This is a genomic window from Pseudomonas violetae (assembly GCF_023072615.1).
Classification (GTDB): domain Bacteria; phylum Pseudomonadota; class Gammaproteobacteria; order Pseudomonadales; family Pseudomonadaceae; genus Aquipseudomonas; species Aquipseudomonas violetae.
Genome location: NZ_JAKNRW010000003.1, coordinates 232140 through 248617, shown reverse-complemented (window position 1 = coordinate 248617; position 16478 = coordinate 232140). Strand labels below are relative to the sequence as shown.

Below are 16478 nucleotides of genomic sequence, written 5' to 3'. Positions count from 1 at the left end.
TCTCAGTACTTAATGCAGGCAAGGAAAGCGATGTTTTGCGGGCGCGTTTCGAGGCCCCCGACATAGCTGACGGTGACGGGATGAACGTGGTCGGGTACTGGATTCACGGTGATGTTGTGGCCGTGCTCGCCAGCACTGGTCGTAGTCGAGTAGCTGTAAACGACATAGGTCAGGTCATCGCCAGAGGTAAGGATTTCTCCTGTAGTGCCTGCAGGACCGACGGAACCTTCTTTGACCCCGTGGGTGTGGGCACCCTGAACATCGGTATACGCGGTGGGGGTGTGGGCACCGGCGGCGCTGGTACTACCGGTGAGGGTGTGGCTGCGGATTAAATCCGCCTGGGTGCTGCCCGACACTCGCCCAGCATCGATCCCCCGTCCGTCATCCCAGAAGCGAGGGAAAAAACCGCGTGGATCGGGCAGGTTGAAGGTATTGACCCCGTCACCGGCGCCATAACGGGTGCCAATTTTGGCGAACAATCTGGCATAAACCGTACGAGATACCGCCGCGCCGTTGGCCTTGAACGACCCCGGCGGCGGTGTATCCATCGCCACCATGAAGACTTCCCCGACCTCCGAGTCAGCGATAATTTGGCGCAGTGCGTTGAGCGCCTTGGTGGTCGCCAAGATCTCACTGCTGTTAGTGCTCGGATCGTCGCTTTTGGCGTTTGGCAGCTCGCCCAGATCTACGTCTTCCTTGGTCGTCGCACGGGCGCGCAGTTCCGGATAGTCGCCATTGCGCAACGCAAACTGTTTGACCAGAGCCCCGGTTATGGGCTCGCTTTGACGCAGATCGGTGATCTCCCCAGTCACCGCAACGCTGGCCAGCTGCACGACGTAATGGGCCGTCCCGTTGCTATCGACGTAATCAGTTTTCGCCTCACCGAAAACAACCTTCCAGGCCGCGACCGTGTCACTGCCTTCGCGAACCAGTGCCACATCCAGCCAGGCTTTGGCCGGAAGTGCCGGCAACTGCGCCTGGACAGGTTCGGCCAGTTGAACGCGGACGCCCTCGACATAGGCAATTCCCGCTTTCACTTGGTACAGCCCGAAACTGCGTTCCATCTGCAGGCTGTCGGCCAGGAAGCAGACGCGGCCAAACACGTCGCGATTACTCAGACGCTCGCGTTGATCGATGCCGTTCAGTCGCACCGTGAAGTCGTGCTGCCAGGTACTGGCGTCGACGGTGATTCCCGTCAGCGCCTGAGCCCCGTTGAACTCCACCAGGAAATTGCGAGTGACGTTGTTGCCGATCTGCAGCGGCGGGATGTTCTTGCGCTTTTGCTGCACGGGCACGGTCGCCACGGCCAGCAGTTCACCACCGGCGGCTTCCAGGCCGATCCAGTTAAAGTCCCAGTCACCAATATCAGAGCCCACCATCAGGCTGTAGATAACCTGGTTGGGGCTGACATAGCCTTTGCGATCGTAGGCTTTGGTAAATACGATTTGCGCCACCGGAGGCTTGCCGGCTGCACGATCGACAGGCGCGTTCGGATCAAGGCCTGGCACAAGGGCCAAGACGAAGCGAGCAATCTCAAGCTTCTCCCCAGCACCTTGCTTTTGGGCAATCAGACTCTCGCCGGCAAGGGTAATGCTAGCTCCCATGGGTGCTCCTAAAATGGGTTCAAAAAGGTGAGAATTGCGAGCTCGTTGATCACGACCAGGCGGCTTGCGCTGTCGTCCAGCGTTGCAATCAGGGTCTGCTGGTCATCGTTGAAGTCAGCCACGCCTATGTTCAGCTTCACGGGGGTGATCGTGACGAAGTCGTATCGCCTGCAGGTGCGGCCGTATTGCTGCATCAGCACGCGCAACAACACCGGGTTTTCACTCAGTTGCGTGTCGGACAGGTGCAGGAGGACCACGTCCCAGTCGAGACCGTCCAGGCGCTCCTGGATCTCGACGTAACCGACGCCCAGGCGCTCGAAAACACGCACCATGCCCGCGGTGCTGCCGGCGTCCACCGCGTTGATAAAGGCGTACTTCACTCGCAATCGGTACAGCTTTTCCGGCTCGCCGTGAAAGCGCTGGATGTCTCGCTGCCAAGCCAACAGATCGAGCACGCTCAGGTGGCAGGTCTCGGCGTCCATCTGCAGTAAGGGCCAGTGCAGCCAGTTTTCGACCTTGCTCCACCAGGCTTGCGCGGCCGTTTTGAGCTTGGCCAACTCCGGCCCGTCGAGCCAGAAAGGAAGGCTCAACTTAAGCACTCAGAACCACCTCAACACCGGATAGGCGCGGGATGGTCAGCTCGGAAATGATGTCGACGTTGTCGAATTTCAGGGAGTCGATGCCCGGGAATTGTTGGTGCAGTTCCTCGCCCAATCGGCTGAAGGAAAACCGCGACTGGGGATGGGTCAGCGTCGGCGCCGGCTTGAAGTCACTGTCTGTGCTTTCGCGGAACGCAGCGCGGATGTACAGCTCGATGTCGGCCTTCAAGGCTGGATGACGTTCGGCGCCCACCTCGGCCTTGGGCCAGACCGTCAAGCTGATGGCGTGCAGCGTGGCAGGCATCTCCAACACAAGCAGGTCGTCACCGTGGCCGTGGTTGCCCTGGTCGCGGATGTAGCTGTTGATTTCAGCCAGGAAGGTGTCCGCCGGCGAGTCAGCCTCGAACAGCACAAAGGCATTGGCACTGCCGGGGCCCCGGGGCGCGTTGTGCTCAAAGTAAACGCCGTCGGGCTGTACGCCCGGGAAGGCGGCAATCATGGCGCGGTATACCGCGTCGGTGTGCCACTGGTTGACCGCCGAGAACTGGTTACGCACACGCAGGCGCAGTTCGTCGTCGGGCTCGGTATCGGCGCCGGGTTGGCTCAGCCAGCCGTCAGCATTCACCACCTGGACAACCCCGGGCACGGGCTCAGGCAGAATAGAAAAGTAACCTGGTGCGAGATTGAATCCACTGCCGGCCTGCTTCGCACGGGCCAACACGCGGATCTGCGATTCGCCATCGGCAAAGCTGACCGCTGCCACCGTCACCAGCTCGTACACGTTGCCGTTGATCGCAATCGACTGCACGCGGGTACCCGCTGGAACTTCCAGCAGGCCAGCCAGCGCGCTGCGGGTGAACAGCAACCACCCCTCGGCCTTGGTCGCCGGCTTGCGGGTGACGTTAACCGCCCAGGCCAGCATATCCAGCCACGCCTTCTCAGCCGTTTTTACGAAGAAATTCGGCAACACGGTGCCGGCGATAAACTCGATCAGCCACATGACTGGCTTGGTCACCAGGGCAGTGATCACCCGCCAGAACGGCGACCAGGCGCTGGTGTTGCTCAATTTGCTGCCCTGGGCAATGACCTCCAATTCCCAGGCAGCGCGCAACTTGGCCTCGGTTGTCGGAATGCCGGCGTCACTCAACGCCTGTTTGAAATCTACGTCACTCACAGCACTACCTCGACAGATCCGAATTCAACGGTTTTGGCCGTAACCAGGTACTTGCCCTTTTCCTCTTCAAGGATCCGGACGGTGCCCGGTACCAGGCGCACGTCCGCCTCTACCAGTAGCTCCAACTGCTGGATGCAATCGGCTTGACGGAAGCGATCGCGCTCAGCCACCAGCGTCACCAGCAGGCCGCTTTCGCGGATCATGTGACCGATGTCCTGGGCGATGCTGGCCCGATCGTCCACCAGCAGTGGCTGGTTCGAGGGGTCCAGAGTCAGGTCGTTGTTGGTGATCAGCAGGTCGATGTAGAGGCTCATCCGCCTACTCCCATCGCGACCATGTTTTCAAGCTCTAGTGGGGTCATAGGCTTGGCCGTGTGGATCTCGACCTTCTCCACGTGCGTCCCTTTGTTCTGGGTCTGGGTGTTGCTGTTCTGGATGCTGCGCAACAGCCCACCTGGCGGAACGGCAGTCGGGCCATTGGGGGAAATACTGGTCATGGCGCCATTCATGCGCTTGCGTGCTTCCTCCGCGATCGGAGCGGACAGGCCACCGATCTCCGAAGGGCTGGGCAGATCACCAAAAGCGGCATCGATCTGGACACCCGGGATCTTGTTCAGCATTTCGATCAGCCCGTTGATCGCGTTCTTGAAAATCGCGACGATGCCCTCCCACGCGGCGCGGGCCATGCCGGTCCAACCGGCCATCGAACCGAACCAGTCTGAAAGTCCTTGGAGCTGGTCGGCCACCCACTTGAACGCCGCGGTATTCATCAGCGCCGCTGTCCATTGATCCCAATACACAACGGCGGCAACCACCAACGCGATCAAGGCGACGACCCCGGCGATGATCATCAACACCGGGTTGGCCAGCATCGCGGCGTTCACCAGCCAGATGGCGCCCTGCCACAGCAGCATCGCGCCACGAACCAGGCCCATCCAGGTGTACAGCGCGACCAGGCCGACGACGAAGGCGGTGATCATTACGGTGTGGAATAGGAACATGGCGATGCTGCGAAACCCCGTCCAGGTCAGCACCTTCCAGATCGTCACCAGGGATAGCCAAACCATCTTGCTCAGGCCCACCACGAACGTCAGTGCCGCCATTGCACCCGCCAGTCCAAGGATCACCAGGACAGTGATACCCACCACGCGGGTGATGTTGGGAAACAGCTGTGTCCAGCGGGTCAGAGTCGACGCAATGCCCACCAAGCGGTCCATCAACGGTGTGAGCATTGGAATCAACGCCTGACCGAAGGCAATACGCAGTGCCTGCACCGCTGCGCCAAATTGCTGCCACGGGTCGACCATGGCTTGGGCCATCTTCTCGGCGTCCTCCAGCCCGCGAACTTTGCCCAGTTGATCCAGGCCGTTGCGGAACCGATCGGTGTCCTTTGCCAAAGCGGTGATGACGCGCGCGCCTTCGCCGCCGAATGCCTCGGTCAACTTGGTGCCGGCAGCCGCACTGTTCAGATCGCCGAACTTGCCCTGCAGCTTTGCCAGAATGTCGGCCATCGGAATTAGCCGGTCATTCTGGTCGGTGAACTTAATACCGAGCTTGTCGGAGGCGGCGCCGATGTTCTCGAAGAACGACTTGTACAGCCCGCCAGCGTCCCCGCCTTCCATGGTGCTGCTCAGTGTGCCGAGAACTGCGAACTGTTCGGCAATATCGACGCCGGCGGTGTTCGCGATCTGGCCAAATTCCTTGAAGCCATCTTTTAGTTGGGCGCCGTCAGTACGGAACAGCTTCACCGCCAGCGCCGTCTGACCGCCCAACTTCTCAACCCACTCGCTTTTGCCCATGGCGTCAGCCGAAGACTTGAACAGGTTGTACATCGTGCCCACGTAGGCCCCCATGGTCTCGGCGTCGGATTTGGTCGCCTTGGCCAACAGGTTGCTGGTGTTGGTGAACGTGGCCAACTGCTCGCCGGCCAGACCTTTGATTGCACCTGAAATGCTGTACGCGGAAGCAACGAAAGCCTGGGCGTTCTCGCCATAAGCCACCGAGAATTCAAGTGACTTACGGTTGAGCGCATTCAGCGCCTCTTCAGCGACGCCCAGTGAACGAACTTCACCGAGTGCCCGATTCATTTCCAGCGCGGGTTCCAGTGACTCGGTGATTGCCACACCAGCGCCCACCATGCCGGCCAGCCCTGCGCCCATCTTCACGATGTTCTGCTGTCCCTGGTTGGCCAGGTCGGAAAAGCTGGTTTTCACCTTGCCCAACGGGGCAGTGACCTTGTCGGTCAAGCTGAGGATGAAAGCCAAGCGGGCAGCGCGGTCAGCCATGGGTGTCCTATCCGTTCAACGCGAAGGCGATGCCGTTTGCTACGGCAATTTCCATCCGGCGCCAGTGTTCTTCTTCCAGCCACTTGGCCGTGCCCATGTTTTCAATCGTGGGTTCTGCACAAGGTAGCCAGCGGGTGGTCAGGGCAGCGAGCTGGCCTAACCCATCGTCCTTCAGGCTTTCAGCGTGCCCGAGGACTTTTTTACGATGATTTCAACGTCCGGCGAGTACTCCTCGAGCAGTGCACCGACCAACTCCATTACGGTGACCGGGTTGGCCAACAACGGCTTGAGCGAGGCGCGCTGTTCCTGGTGCACGGTGTTCACCAGCAGATTGTTCGCCGGCGCCACCTTGTTGTTGTTGGTGGTGGAGTTGAAGTACTTGGTCACGTCCTGCGGGGTCAGGCTGAACACAAATTCGGCGCCGCCAATTTCCAAGGTGATGTCGCGGTTTACTTCGCTCATGGGGTGGTTTCCATTGATTGCTGAGATGAATCGGTTGCCGGCGATCGCATGACCACCTGGCGTATGTAGTCCTGCAGGCCGAGGATCATTTGCTTGCTAAGGGCGAGCTGGCTGCGGAGGGTGAAATAATCTTGTCGAGCGTCTGTTGCGAGTTCGGCGGTGCCTGCATCAGCCACGCTGCCGGTGCTGGAGGCAGCGGAGACGACCGGTCTGCAGGTGGCACGGACTGACAACCGCTGATTGCCAGCGTCAACATCGCGCTGCAGAGCATCGTTTTTTTCTTGAGCACTGTTCAGTTCCTCGGTGCGTTGAAGGTCAATACGGTCGCGGGCGGCCAGCATCTCGCCGCTGATCCGGGCCGCTTCACGCAGGCCTTGAGCTTCGGACTGGGCGCTGTCGCGCTCGCTCCGGGCGGTGTCACGTTGATCCGCCACCCAATCGAACGTGCACCAGGCCAACAAGCTGGCGAGTACCAGGAGCAGCACGAGACGTAGCGGATTGATGGTCATTTGAGGCAAAGCTCCACTTCAGCCAGGCGCCGGTTGTGCAGCCCCCGGACGAATACCTTTTGGCCCTGGGCGTTGGTGACGTACGCCCAAACCGGCGTCTTTCCGTCAGCCGCCCAAGCCAATGCTTTGCATCCCTCGGCAATGCGTCCCGCGTTGATCAGCCCTACGGCTCGACTGGCGCAGGTGTTGGGCGTGCCGACGTTGTGCCCGTGGCTGCTCAGGGCATCAAAAGTGTTCTGCCCGATCGCTTGGTTGCTTAGGCATTCCGCCAACTGCAGCTGCGCCTTTTGCACCACCAGGGCTTCCACCTCGGCGCAGCGAGCGGCGGACCAGTAGTCGCCGATAATCACTGGTTGCGGGCTGGTGTACCGGGTGATGCCCATGCATACGGTCGGCAAACCACCGGCCAACTGGTCGGCATAAACGGCGTTCTGGCCGGTGCCTTCCCAAGTGCCCAGGAAGGAGATGAGCGTGGCGCTGGCCAGCGCAATAACGCCGGTGGCGATCTTGATGCGCAAGTTCATAATTTGCCCTTCCAGTCACGCAGCATCTGTTGGTACTTGGGGACCAAGAGCACAATCTGCAGCACCATGTAGAGCGCGGTCAGCATGTAGGCCACTGCTGACCAGTCGACGGCACCTGTTACGCCGGTAGCGGCCACGCCGATCGCGGGTGACGCTTTTACGAAGGCAATGGCGGTGTCCTGAGCGGCCTGATTCGTGCTCATCGGCGACCCCCTTTCTCAAAAATTGACTGGCATGGCACGCAACGCAGAATCCCGCCGAGCGCCTGGCGCGCTTTGTGAATCTCGCCGTCACAGTCCAGGCATTCGCTACGGCTTGGCCCGATCGGGCGCGGTTTGGCCAACTGAGCGGCAATCGCCTGGTCGCGCTGGCGTTGCTCCACTGCCTGGGCGCGGTCGAACGGGCAAACCATCAGGTCAGACCCTCGATTTCCGCAGCAGCCAAGTACGGCACGCCATTGATCTTCACGAAGTCAGGGCTGGTGACGTCGTAAGGGATCTTGTGCTTGTTCTTCTCGGCACCCTTGGGATCGATGCTGAGCAGGCTGGACAGGCGCAACTTGCAGCCGAAGGCCTCAATTCGCAGCTCTTCATCGCCAGCCTTGGCGTAGAACACCACGTCGAACGGTTCCAGCTCTCGGAAGCTTCCGGCGGTTTTGGCCGCTTCGATCACCAGGTTGAAGTTGGTGGTGTCCAGTTCAATCTCGCCGGCGGCCGCCACGTCGCCGTCGACGTGCCCGTTGGGCACGCCCCGGGTTTGTGCCACGGCGGTGTTGTCCGTGATATCCAGGGTGCAGCTCTCGACGTGTACCTGCAGGTCGCCCAAGGTCACGTCAAAGTTCTTACCGCCAATCTTTGCCGCCATGGGGTTACTCCGTATCGTCGGTGGAAAGATCCAGCGCGATGTTCGCGGTCAGGTCTTTCGGGCAGTTGAGGGGGCGTATCTTGATGTAGGCCTCGACAGCGGTTTTGCTCGTCCAGGACAGAACAATGTCGCCGTCTTTTGGCGGCTCGATCTCACCCGGGAATACCTGGCCAGCGAAGGTTGTGGACTTCGCCATAGCGCGCAGCGGCGCCATCAGGGCGTTGATGTTCACGGCCATGCTGTTGGGGGTGTTGTTCAGACGGCGATCGGCTACGCGGCGAATCAGCAATGGACGGATCCGGCGTGCGGCCTTGTGCACGATGCGCACGTACTCAACCACCTGGAAGTCGCTGGCCGGTGCATCCAGCATGTTGCCGTCGCCCCAATACACACCTGGGTAGTCCGGGTAGGTCTGGCTGACAGAAAAACGAGCCTTGTCGAGCTCCGCGCGCAACGCAGACTGCAGGGGCACACCTTCGGAGTCAGAAGGCACTGGCCCCAAGCCCAGCAGCGCGCCAGTGGCCACACGCATTGGGCTGTCGGCGATACTCACTGCCGCGTTGGCAAGCCGGCCAGCCAGTACGCCCAGGTCGTTGCCATGCAGCAGCGGCACGACGAGCACAAGCGGTGCCAGCACGTCTTTGGTGATTGCCTTTTGCGCGGTCAGGTAAGCCGCCCAGGTCGTCGCAGGATCGATGCCTTTGGAAGCGGTCATCACGAAGACGTTGCGCTTGTAGGTGTTGGCCAGCTCCACGGCTTCATCGTGCATCACGGTCAGCTCTGCACCGGCCACCACTGGGGTGGTAATGACTACGGTCTCGACCGAGTAGCCCTGTTGCTGTGCCTTATCAAGTGCCAGCTTCCAGTCGCCATCGGCGGCGATAGGCGCGGCAAGGCAGGCCCAGCGATCGCCACCATTCAAGCGAGCCGCGGTGATCTGGGTTTTCAGGTCGCTGGCAGGAATGCCCAGCTGAACGTCCAGATCGCTATCAGTATTCAAAGGGATCAACGAGCCGATGTTTTTCGCGCCGGCGCCGATGAAAAGGAAATAGCGTTCAACCGCCGTCACAGCGCCTTGGCTGAGATTGAGGTTGTTAACGCTGACTTGACCGAGTGCCATGCAGTGCCTCGCTAGCGGGGAGAATTAAGGATTTGTTGCAGCACCTGGTTAACCAGCAAGCTGGTGTCCCGTTCGGTGCCCGCGCCGAGGAACTGGCGTTTTGGCAGGGTGATGTCCCAGCTTTGCGCACCAGTGGATTCGGTTTGTTCGTTGTCCAGGATGCGAATCAACAAACCCGCCTTGGCGTAGTTCACGTGCTCTTGAATCCACGCCACAGTCGGGCGTGTGAGGCTTTTCTTGCCTTCCTGGCGGACCTTGAAACCGAGACGGCGCAAACGCTTAGCCTGTTTTTCCGTCGCCGCCAGACCTGCAGGGACTTTGTTCCATCTGCGCATCTGGGCAGCAGTGCGACGCTCGGACACGCCGTTGTGCTGCTGGGAGGCAACCCAGCGGGTCAGCGTGTTGCGCCATCCCAGCTCGGCCTCGTCGGCATTCACGCGGGTGACCATCAGCAATTTGCCGAGGCCCGCTTCCATCTTCTTTTTGCCCTTGGCCGATCCTTTGCGCGGAGCGAAAGCGCTGCCGTCGACGTTGCGTTGTTCGCGGATACGCTGACGGCTCATGCTGCGCACGCGCTTGGTGACGTTGTTGAGCAGACGCCGGCGCAGCTGTGGTGGAAGGCTCAATAGGGCCAGTTGTTCCTGGACACCCAAATAGCCCCGGACGTCGAGTTCAAAGGTGCTACGCGCCATCGCCGATTACCTCGCCGCGCTCAGCCACCCACAAATCGAAGGGGATAAATGACCAGGTCTTACCGAACGCGATGATTTCACCGCCCGGTTCCTCGGCCAGGTACTGGGGTTCGCTGAATTCCAGCTTGATGTCGACATCGGCCAGGTCGTCATCGAGCATGGTGATGTCGAACTGCACGGCGGGCAGTTCGTCGCGATCTTCGTCGTTGGTTTCCAGCCAGCTGCCTACCAGCGCCATCAATCGGCCGGGGTGGTCTGCAAAGCGCTCGAGCACGATGGTCGCGGTGTAGTTCATGTCGCCCATGTGCATGCCCTGCAGGTCCGGCTTCCAGACCAATTCCAAACTCACCTGGTCGGTCCAACTATCGAGCTGCTCCGGCAGCACCAACTGGCGCCCGATCAAGTACGTGGTGAGGGCTTTGAGCTTGATCACAGGAGTGCCGCCGTAATGCGGCCACGGCCCTGCAGCGAGCGGACGGCCTGCTGGCTGAACTCCAGGAAGGTTTCGCCACGCTCGGGCAATTCCTTGCCGGTATTTTCCGCGCTTTCACGGCGGGTCACGGTGGCGAACTGAGTCAGCAAACTGGCTTTGGCGCGGCAGTAAACGGCGCGCTTGTACGTCGCTGCGTGAAATGTGCGCTCCTGCAGCACCGTAGGGTCTGCAGCCTCTACAGAGGTGATACCTACGGAGTGCCAGGCTGCTTTGCGCTTGGCGAGATCCTTGTTGACCTCGATCATCGCCGTGGTCAGATCAGTGGCCAGCATGTCTACCAGGTACTCCGCCGGCAGGCGGTAACCCTTCTGGAATTCGGACAAGGAGAGGTTCGGCCAAAAGCCGTCGTTCTCGATCGCCTGATCCACAAAGGTGGTGGGTTTCCCGGAAAAGCTCATTGCTGGGCACTCAAATAGGGGCGGGAAAACTGTTTCAGTGGGTCAGGCCATAAATGGTTGGCTCACATCCACAGTTTCTCGCCGGGGGGGGTAGTCGGTTATTCGGCGGTTTTTTCAGCCAGTTCTTTTGTCAAAGCCTTGCGAGCCCCTTCCAGGCGGGTACCCACGCCGATGCCTTCGTACAGCGCTTCCGCACGTTCGAAGTGGGTGATGGCTTTCGCAAACTCCCGTTGATCCAGCGCCAGAATCCCAATCTGCTTGTGGTAGCGAGCCGGAATGCGCTCAAAGAGCTTCCATTCGCCGTCTACCAAAGGCAGCAGATTGGACAGGTACGGTTCAGAGCTGCGCTTGGCTTTGTACTCAGCCTCGGCCCAGTCGATCACCGCGTCGGCGACGAAGGTCGGCACGTCGCGTTTGAAGCGCTCAGGCAGTTGCTGGTCTTGCGACATGGCGAAGCTCGCCAGGTCCAGGCCCGCTTCGAACTGCTCGGTGTCGAACAGCCAGACCAGGACCTGCATCACTACCGAGTTCGGGAAACTCAATCCGGAATCGCGGTATCGCTGCACGTAGTCCAGGTACTTGGGCAGCAGCTCGTCACGCTTGAGCTGCTGACGCAGTTCGCGGCTGTTGATCGCGCCAATACGCTCAAGGTCCTGAGCCAGCGCGTCTTCCATCAGCCTCAGGTGTTTCTTGCCGTTGGCTGGACTCGAGAGCGCAGTGGCGGAGGAATAAACCATCACCTCGGCACCGGTACGGGCAGCAGCTGGCCCTTCGGCTTGGACGCGGCGCTTGTGCGCCAGTGCCAGGCTCATCAGACGAGCTCCACATTTTCAGCGGCTGCGAATTTTTCCAGCTGCTCGATCACGTAGCCTTCGTTGCGGCCGTTGTAATCCTCGACGCGAGACCGTTTCGGGTTCTCGATCAAGTGACGACGCCAGCTGCTGTCCTGGAAGTAGATCGACAGGTTGTCCCAGCTGGTGACGACCACGGCGTTAACCGGGAAGTGCGGCACGGTGAAGGTCGGCAGACCGCCGTAGGTCGCGATGACCTGGGCACTTTCAATGCGCTCTTTCTCGGTGGGTTTGCCGGCTTGGTTGGAGTACAGCTTGGCCTTGTCAGCGGCCAGCAGGTCACTGCCCACGATGGCAATCAGGTCGCCGCCATCACGGAATACCGAACTGACCATCTGCTTAACGTCGTGCACCAGGGCGTCGAGGTTTTCGTAATCGCCGCCGGTACCGAGAGTGATTTTCCCGGCAGTCGCGCCCTCCTCGAGCACCTGTTCAGGAATCTGCTCGCGGGCGATTTGTAGCCAGCCCTTGTTGACGTCCTGCAGCATCGGGCTGGTGGCCAGGTTCGTCTGTGGCGCAGCCGAAACGCCATGCCAGCCGATCATGATGCGGTCGAGGGCGATTTGCTTCTGTACAGCGGCAGAATAGCGATCGGCGAAGTCCGGGAATTTGGCCCAACTGTCGATCTTGGCGAACGGCAGACCAACGTCCGATTCAGTGTGGAAAAGCTCATAACCCAGGCCGTTAAGGTCGGAAACGTCCTTGGCTTCACGGTCAGTGGTCTTGGTGTTGGTGCGACTTGTCACCGGGCCGGTGACGCCCAACATGACCTTCTCACCCTTGATTTCGGTCACGGGCACGACGTTGATGCGTTCGAGGAAGTCCGCTCGCTCGGTGATCTTGTCGTTCAGTTCCTGGGCGATGCTCGGCTCGACGTTGAACTGACGAGACACGTCGACGTTGTAGGTCGCCGCAATGGCCACACAAAGGGCGGTGTACTGCAGCGCTGCACGATTGCTTAAAGATTGCTGGCTCATGTCACAGCACCCGCTTTTTGATGTCGGTGGAACCGGTGGTTTTTGGCAGATGGCTACCTGTTGGGGTATTGGCCAGCGCGTTGAATTTCTGGTCGAGCTTCGCCAGGTAGGCCAGGACCACTTTGTTGCTGCTGAGGTTTTTGTCTTCTTCAACCGGGGTAACGATGGCGTCTACTGCTGCCTGTACGTCGTCGATTGGCGTCTGATCCGGCGCCGGGGTTTCGACTGCGACCGCATCGACCAGGGCTTGGAGGCCCGCGGTGACGATCGTCTGTTGCTCAATCAGGGCTTGAATCGCACTGGCTGTAGCTTCATCCATTGGGATTTTCTCGGTAGTGGTTTGCGGGGTGTCCTCGGCTTTTTCTTCCATGCCGAAACGCTTGAATAGGCGGATTAGCAGGCCACTGAGCATGCCTATTTCGCCCTTTTGTTCGTCGTCGACCAACGGGCCGAGGGGAATGGCTGCGGCGTAGTACACCGGCTGGCCTGTCTTGCGGGAGAAGTACAGTTCCTGGGTGCCCAGACTTGCCGGTGAGTCGGTCACGGCCAGCCCGGACAGATATGCCTTTCCGCTTTGTGCGAAGTTCGGCGTGATTTCAATGCTGGTAAACAGCTTCTCGCCTTGGTCATTGAGCGACAGGAGCCGGTCATTGGGTTTGAGTTGCGCTTCCAGTGCGACTTGACCCGGCGCCAAGCCAGCGTCGTCCTCGACCAGCCGTACCGCAAACACCGTACCGAACGAGCCATACCAGCGTTCGTGCTCGCACCAGATCACCGCCGTGTACTTGGCAATGTCGTAGGTCTCGGCGAGATCGCGCAGTTCCTGGGGAAGGATTTCTCGACCATCAGCGGTCGGGCCGCTAGTGGCGACACGTTTCCAGTACGAAACAAGGGAACGGGGCATGGGCGATAACTGCGCTCAATCGGTGATTTGAGCCGCCACGATATGCACCGACACACCACCCAACAAACGCTTTGCTGCGGCGCCATTCGTAGAATCTATTTCTACGAAGAACGTGGTTTTTAATCCCGCGTTTCAGGTGTTTTCGCCGCATAGACTGCGGGTCATGCCATACGCCCCCGAACTTAAAGAAGCCGCCAAACGCCTCTATTTACGCCGCTGCAAGCCGCGTGAAATTCAGGCGCAATTGTCCCTGCCCAACATCCGGATCGTTTACTACTGGATCCGTCAGGGTGAGTGGGACGACATGCTGTCGGATGAAGAGCCGCTGACGGCCGTTGGCCGGCGCATCACTCTCATCCTGGACAAAGCCACGTCGCTGACCAAGGGCGACCTGGACGAGCTCGACCGCCTGACCACCGTCCGCGATCGGCTGCTGAAACAATCCGTTAATTTGGTACCGACGCCGATCGGCGATCCGCCGGCGGACGATGGCCAGCGCAAAGAAGGACAACGCAGCGAGCGTCGTGAGCGTGGCGATCGCAACGACAAGGGCGGAAAGAAGCGCGAGAAAAAAGCTAAAAACGAGGTCGGAGAGCTGACCGAGGTGGACTTTCTCGACAAGTTCATCAGCAAAATGTACGGCTACCAGAAGGAGTTGTTTGCCGCCAAACAGAACCCGCTGACGAGCCGTATCCGCAACATCCTCAAAAGCCGCCAGGTGGGTCTGACGTATTACTTCGCCGGCGAAGCGTTCATGGACGCCGTGCTCACGGGTGACAACCAGATCTTCCTGTCCGCCAGTCGCGCACAGTCCGAGATTTTCCGCAGCTACATCATTTCATTTGCCCAGGAATGGTTCGGCCTGGAGCTGACCGGCAACCCGATCGTTTTGAGCAAGGACGGCAAGCCCTGGGCCGAGCTGCGCTTTCTCAGCACCAACAGCAGCACCGCCCAGGGCCATCATGGCCACGTCTACGTGGACGAGTACTTCTGGATTCGCGACTTCGAAAAACTCAACACTGTCGCCAGTGCGATGGCCACACACAAGAAGTGGCGAAAGACCTACTTCTCCACGCCCAGCGCGGTGTCACACCAAGCGTACCCGTTCTGGACCGGAGAGAAATTCCGCAACAGCAAACGCAAGAACGCCAAAGATCCGTGGCCCAACGAAGCCCAAGTTGCAGCTGGCTCACTGTGTCCGGACGGGCAATGGCGCAAGGTCATCACCATCCTCGACGCCATCGCCGGCGGCTGCGATCTGTTCGACCTCGAGCAGCTGCAGCTGGAGTACGACGAGGACAAATTTCAACAGCTGTTCATGTGCAAGTTCATCGACAGCACGCAGAGTGCGTTTTCCCTGGTCGACCTGGAGCGCTGTTACTCCGACCTGTCGTTGTGGACCGACTACGACCCGGATGACCCGCGTCCATTTGGCAACAGCCCGGTGTGGATCGGGTACGACCCTAGTCGTACCCGCGACGACGCCAGCTGCGTGGTCATCGCCCCGCCGCTCGAGGATGGTGGCAAGTTTCGGATCCTGGAGAAGTACAGCTGGCGGGGACAGTCGTTCAAGTACCAAGCCGACCAGGTCAAGAAGCTCACCGAGCGCTTCAACGTCCAGCACATCGGCATCGATACCACCGGCATCGGGTACGGCGTGTTCGACCTGGTGCGCGACTTCTACCCGCGTGCGACCTCGATCCACTACAGCCTCGAAACCAAAAACACCTTGGTACTCAAGGCTCAGGACACGATTCAGGGCAGCCGGATCGAATGGGACGCTGGCTGGAACGACATCGCCCAGGCCTTCCTGACGATCAAGCGCGGCACCACTGGCGGCGGCCAAGTTACCTACAGCGCATCGCGGACCGACGCCTCGGGCCACGCGGACATTGCCTGGGCGATCATGCATGCCCTGGCCCATGAACCTCTTAACACCAACAAGCAGCGGCGCAGCCGCTACACCTTCAGCGGATCAAGCACCCATGGGCAAACCAGCAAAAACCCAGCAGCAAAAACCGGCCACCGGTCCGATGCGAGCATTTCAATTCGGAGCGCCGGAGCAGGTTCTGACCGAAAACATCGGACACTACCTGGGCGTGTTTGCCACTCACGATGGACGCACGTACACGCCACCGGTGTCGCGCCAAGGTCTGGCGAAACTGTTGCGCGCCAACGCGCACCACGGCGCCATTCCAGGGTTCAAGCGCAACCTGCTGCTGCGTGAGTTCATCGCCTCACCGGGTTGTTCGGTCCAGACGATGAGCCGTGCCGGTTTGGATTTCATGGTGTTTGGAGAGGCGTACTTTCGGCGCAACCGTAACGCCTTCGGCCAAGTGCTGCAGATGGATCACCTACCCACGATCAACATGCGGGTAAAGGTGGGTGGCGGGTTCGTGATGCTGCAGAAGGACAGCACAGAAGTGGAGTTCGAGGAGCACGAAGTCGAGCACGTCATGAACTACGACGTGGAACAGAACATCTACGGCGTGCCCGACTACCTGGGCGGCATGCAAGCACTGCTGCTCAACGAGGCAGCGACTCTGTTCCGCCGGCGCTATTACAGCAACGGCGCGCATGCGGGGTACATCTTCTACACCAACGACCCAAACCTGACCGAGGCCGATGAAGAGTCACTGCGGGAACAGATCAGCGCCAGCAAAGGTGTGGGCAACTTCCGATCGTTGTTCGTGAACATCCCGGGCGGCACCGAGAAAGCGATTCAGATCATCCCGGTCGGGGACTTCCAGGCGAAGGACGAACTGGAGAAGGTGAAGAACATCACGCGCAACGATGTAATCGCGGCCTGGCGAATGAACCCTGCATTGGCCGGCATCATCCCGGAAAACAGCTCCGGCTTCGGCGATATCGAAAAGATCGATCGGGTGTACACCAGCAACGAGATTCGGCCTATCTGCCAGCTGTTCAATCAGCTGAACGACTCGTTACGCGAGGACAGGCGATTCTCCTGGAGAGTACCTAAAGATCTAGTTGATTCCACTACATCAGGTGCGTAACTAAGA

Annotated in this window: 21 protein-coding genes; 2 read left to right on the top strand and 19 right to left on the bottom strand. The window is 59.9% G+C overall.

What is annotated here, in order from left to right:
* Window positions 1-2: 2 nt before the first annotated feature.
* The 19 genes from L9059_RS05545 to L9059_RS05460 all read right to left on the bottom strand — a co-directional run bounded on the left by L9059_RS05545 (window position 3) and on the right by L9059_RS05460 (window position 13455).
* Window positions 3-1604, bottom strand: a complete 1602-nt coding sequence (locus L9059_RS05545) for a phage tail-collar fiber domain-containing protein (RefSeq protein WP_247288991.1) — start codon at window positions 1602-1604, stop codon at window positions 3-5.
* Window positions 1605-1612: 8 nt separating this feature from the next.
* A complete protein-coding gene (locus tag L9059_RS05540; protein ID WP_247288989.1) occupies window positions 1613-2203 on the bottom strand; it encodes a phage tail protein in 591 nt (196 codons plus the stop codon).
* Complete coding sequence (locus tag L9059_RS05535; RefSeq protein WP_247288987.1) at window positions 2196-3377, bottom strand: baseplate J/gp47 family protein; 1182 nt, start codon at window positions 3375-3377, stop codon at window positions 2196-2198. Before L9059_RS05535 ends, L9059_RS05540 begins: the two co-directional genes overlap by 8 nt.
* Window positions 3374-3691 (bottom strand): DUF2590 family protein, encoded by a 318-nt coding sequence (locus tag L9059_RS05530; protein ID WP_247288985.1) that lies wholly within the window; start codon window positions 3689-3691, stop codon window positions 3374-3376. The genes L9059_RS05535 and L9059_RS05530 overlap by 4 nt, the downstream gene beginning before the upstream one ends.
* Window positions 3688-5661 carry a phage tail tape measure protein gene (locus tag L9059_RS05525; protein WP_247288983.1) on the bottom strand — a complete coding sequence of 658 codons (1974 nt, stop codon included), beginning with the start codon at window positions 5659-5661 and terminating at the stop codon, window positions 3688-3690. The genes L9059_RS05530 and L9059_RS05525 overlap by 4 nt, the downstream gene beginning before the upstream one ends.
* A 7-nt stretch (window positions 5662-5668) precedes the next feature.
* On the bottom strand, window positions 5669-5836 hold the full coding sequence (locus L9059_RS30855; protein ID WP_428480251.1) for a DUF6890 family protein: 168 nt from the start codon (window positions 5834-5836) through the stop codon (window positions 5669-5671).
* Window positions 5833-6123 (bottom strand): putative phage tail assembly chaperone, encoded by a 291-nt coding sequence (locus tag L9059_RS05520; protein ID WP_247288981.1) that lies wholly within the window; start codon window positions 6121-6123, stop codon window positions 5833-5835. Before L9059_RS05520 ends, L9059_RS30855 begins: the two co-directional genes overlap by 4 nt.
* Window positions 6120-6632, bottom strand: coding sequence for a lysis system i-spanin subunit Rz (locus L9059_RS05515; protein WP_247288980.1), 513 nt, complete (start codon window positions 6630-6632; stop codon window positions 6120-6122). Before L9059_RS05515 ends, L9059_RS05520 begins: the two co-directional genes overlap by 4 nt.
* Window positions 6629-7156, bottom strand: a complete 528-nt coding sequence (locus L9059_RS05510) for a lysozyme (RefSeq protein ID WP_247288978.1) — start codon at window positions 7154-7156, stop codon at window positions 6629-6631. The genes L9059_RS05515 and L9059_RS05510 overlap by 4 nt, the downstream gene beginning before the upstream one ends.
* The gene (locus tag L9059_RS05505; protein WP_247288976.1) at window positions 7153-7359 is read right to left on the bottom strand and encodes a hypothetical protein; all 207 of its coding nucleotides are present in this window, start codon (window positions 7357-7359) and stop codon (window positions 7153-7155) included. The genes L9059_RS05510 and L9059_RS05505 overlap by 4 nt, the downstream gene beginning before the upstream one ends.
* The gene (locus L9059_RS05500) at window positions 7356-7568 is read right to left on the bottom strand and encodes a TraR/DksA family transcriptional regulator (protein WP_247288973.1); all 213 of its coding nucleotides are present in this window, start codon (window positions 7566-7568) and stop codon (window positions 7356-7358) included. Before L9059_RS05500 ends, L9059_RS05505 begins: the two co-directional genes overlap by 4 nt.
* Window positions 7568-8020, bottom strand: coding sequence for a DUF2597 family protein (locus tag L9059_RS05495; RefSeq protein WP_247288971.1), 453 nt, complete (start codon window positions 8018-8020; stop codon window positions 7568-7570). Before L9059_RS05495 ends, L9059_RS05500 begins: the two co-directional genes overlap by 1 nt.
* Window positions 8021-8024: 4 nt before the next feature.
* Window positions 8025-9140 (bottom strand): DUF2586 domain-containing protein, encoded by a 1116-nt coding sequence (locus L9059_RS05490; protein ID WP_247288969.1) that lies wholly within the window; start codon window positions 9138-9140, stop codon window positions 8025-8027.
* A gap of 11 nt (window positions 9141-9151) precedes the next feature.
* On the bottom strand, window positions 9152-9832 hold the full coding sequence (locus tag L9059_RS05485) for a phage virion morphogenesis family protein (RefSeq protein ID WP_247288967.1): 681 nt from the start codon (window positions 9830-9832) through the stop codon (window positions 9152-9154).
* Window positions 9822-10265 (bottom strand): phage tail protein, encoded by a 444-nt coding sequence (locus L9059_RS05480; protein ID WP_247288965.1) that lies wholly within the window; start codon window positions 10263-10265, stop codon window positions 9822-9824. The genes L9059_RS05485 and L9059_RS05480 overlap by 11 nt, the downstream gene beginning before the upstream one ends.
* Window positions 10262-10723, bottom strand: a complete 462-nt coding sequence (locus L9059_RS05475) for a head completion/stabilization protein (RefSeq protein ID WP_247288962.1) — start codon at window positions 10721-10723, stop codon at window positions 10262-10264. The genes L9059_RS05480 and L9059_RS05475 overlap by 4 nt, the downstream gene beginning before the upstream one ends.
* A gap of 98 nt (window positions 10724-10821) precedes the next feature.
* A complete protein-coding gene (gene gpM / locus L9059_RS05470; protein ID WP_247288960.1) occupies window positions 10822-11535 on the bottom strand; it encodes a phage terminase small subunit in 714 nt (237 codons plus the stop codon).
* Window positions 11535-12551 (bottom strand): phage major capsid protein, P2 family, encoded by a 1017-nt coding sequence (locus L9059_RS05465; protein ID WP_247288958.1) that lies wholly within the window; start codon window positions 12549-12551, stop codon window positions 11535-11537. Before L9059_RS05465 ends, gpM begins: the two co-directional genes overlap by 1 nt.
* Window position 12552: 1 nt before the next feature.
* The gene (locus L9059_RS05460; RefSeq protein WP_247288955.1) at window positions 12553-13455 is read right to left on the bottom strand and encodes a GPO family capsid scaffolding protein; all 903 of its coding nucleotides are present in this window, start codon (window positions 13453-13455) and stop codon (window positions 12553-12555) included.
* 163 nt (window positions 13456-13618) lie between these two features.
* On the opposite strand from L9059_RS05460, the gene L9059_RS05455 reads away from it, so the two are divergent.
* Both L9059_RS05455 and L9059_RS05450 read left to right on the top strand, forming a co-directional pair.
* Window positions 13619-15682 carry a terminase large subunit domain-containing protein gene (locus L9059_RS05455; protein WP_247288953.1) on the top strand — a complete coding sequence of 688 codons (2064 nt, stop codon included), beginning with the start codon at window positions 13619-13621 and terminating at the stop codon, window positions 15680-15682.
* Window positions 15621-16472, top strand: a complete 852-nt coding sequence (locus tag L9059_RS05450) for a phage portal protein (protein WP_247288951.1) — start codon at window positions 15621-15623, stop codon at window positions 16470-16472. The genes L9059_RS05455 and L9059_RS05450 overlap by 62 nt, the downstream gene beginning before the upstream one ends.
* The last annotated feature ends 6 nt before the right edge of the window (window positions 16473-16478 follow it).

Excerpts from the sequence above, each read along its gene's own strand:
- L9059_RS05545 (WP_247288991.1), bottom strand. The coding sequence starts at position 1,604 with ATGGGAGCTAGCATTACCCTTGCCGGCGAGAGTCTGATTGCCCAAAAG.
- L9059_RS05530 (WP_247288985.1), bottom strand. The coding sequence starts at position 3,691 with ATGAGCCTCTACATCGACCTGCTGATCACCAACAACGACCTGACTCTG.
- L9059_RS05525 (WP_247288983.1), bottom strand. The coding sequence starts at position 5,661 with ATGGCTGACCGCGCTGCCCGCTTGGCTTTCATCCTCAGCTTGACCGAC.
- L9059_RS05520 (WP_247288981.1), bottom strand. The coding sequence starts at position 6,123 with ATGAGCGAAGTAAACCGCGACATCACCTTGGAAATTGGCGGCGCCGAA.
- L9059_RS05515 (WP_247288980.1), bottom strand. The coding sequence starts at position 6,632 with ATGACCATCAATCCGCTACGTCTCGTGCTGCTCCTGGTACTCGCCAGC.
- L9059_RS05510 (WP_247288978.1), bottom strand. The coding sequence starts at position 7,156 with ATGAACTTGCGCATCAAGATCGCCACCGGCGTTATTGCGCTGGCCAGC.
- L9059_RS05505 (WP_247288976.1), bottom strand. The coding sequence starts at position 7,359 with ATGAGCACGAATCAGGCCGCTCAGGACACCGCCATTGCCTTCGTAAAA.
- L9059_RS05500 (WP_247288973.1), bottom strand. The coding sequence starts at position 7,568 with ATGGTTTGCCCGTTCGACCGCGCCCAGGCAGTGGAGCAACGCCAGCGC.
- L9059_RS05495 (WP_247288971.1), bottom strand. The coding sequence starts at position 8,020 with ATGGCGGCAAAGATTGGCGGTAAGAACTTTGACGTGACCTTGGGCGAC.
- L9059_RS05490 (WP_247288969.1), bottom strand. The coding sequence starts at position 9,140 with ATGGCACTCGGTCAAGTCAGCGTTAACAACCTCAATCTCAGCCAAGGC.
- L9059_RS05485 (WP_247288967.1), bottom strand. The coding sequence starts at position 9,832 with ATGGCGCGTAGCACCTTTGAACTCGACGTCCGGGGCTATTTGGGTGTC.
- L9059_RS05475 (WP_247288962.1), bottom strand. The coding sequence starts at position 10,723 with ATGAGCTTTTCCGGGAAACCCACCACCTTTGTGGATCAGGCGATCGAG.
- gpM (WP_247288960.1), bottom strand. The coding sequence starts at position 11,535 with ATGAGCCTGGCACTGGCGCACAAGCGCCGCGTCCAAGCCGAAGGGCCA.
- L9059_RS05465 (WP_247288958.1), bottom strand. The coding sequence starts at position 12,551 with ATGAGCCAGCAATCTTTAAGCAATCGTGCAGCGCTGCAGTACACCGCC.
- L9059_RS05460 (WP_247288955.1), bottom strand. The coding sequence starts at position 13,455 with ATGCCCCGTTCCCTTGTTTCGTACTGGAAACGTGTCGCCACTAGCGGC.
- L9059_RS05455 (WP_247288953.1), top strand. The coding sequence starts at position 13,619 with ATGCCATACGCCCCCGAACTTAAAGAAGCCGCCAAACGCCTCTATTTA.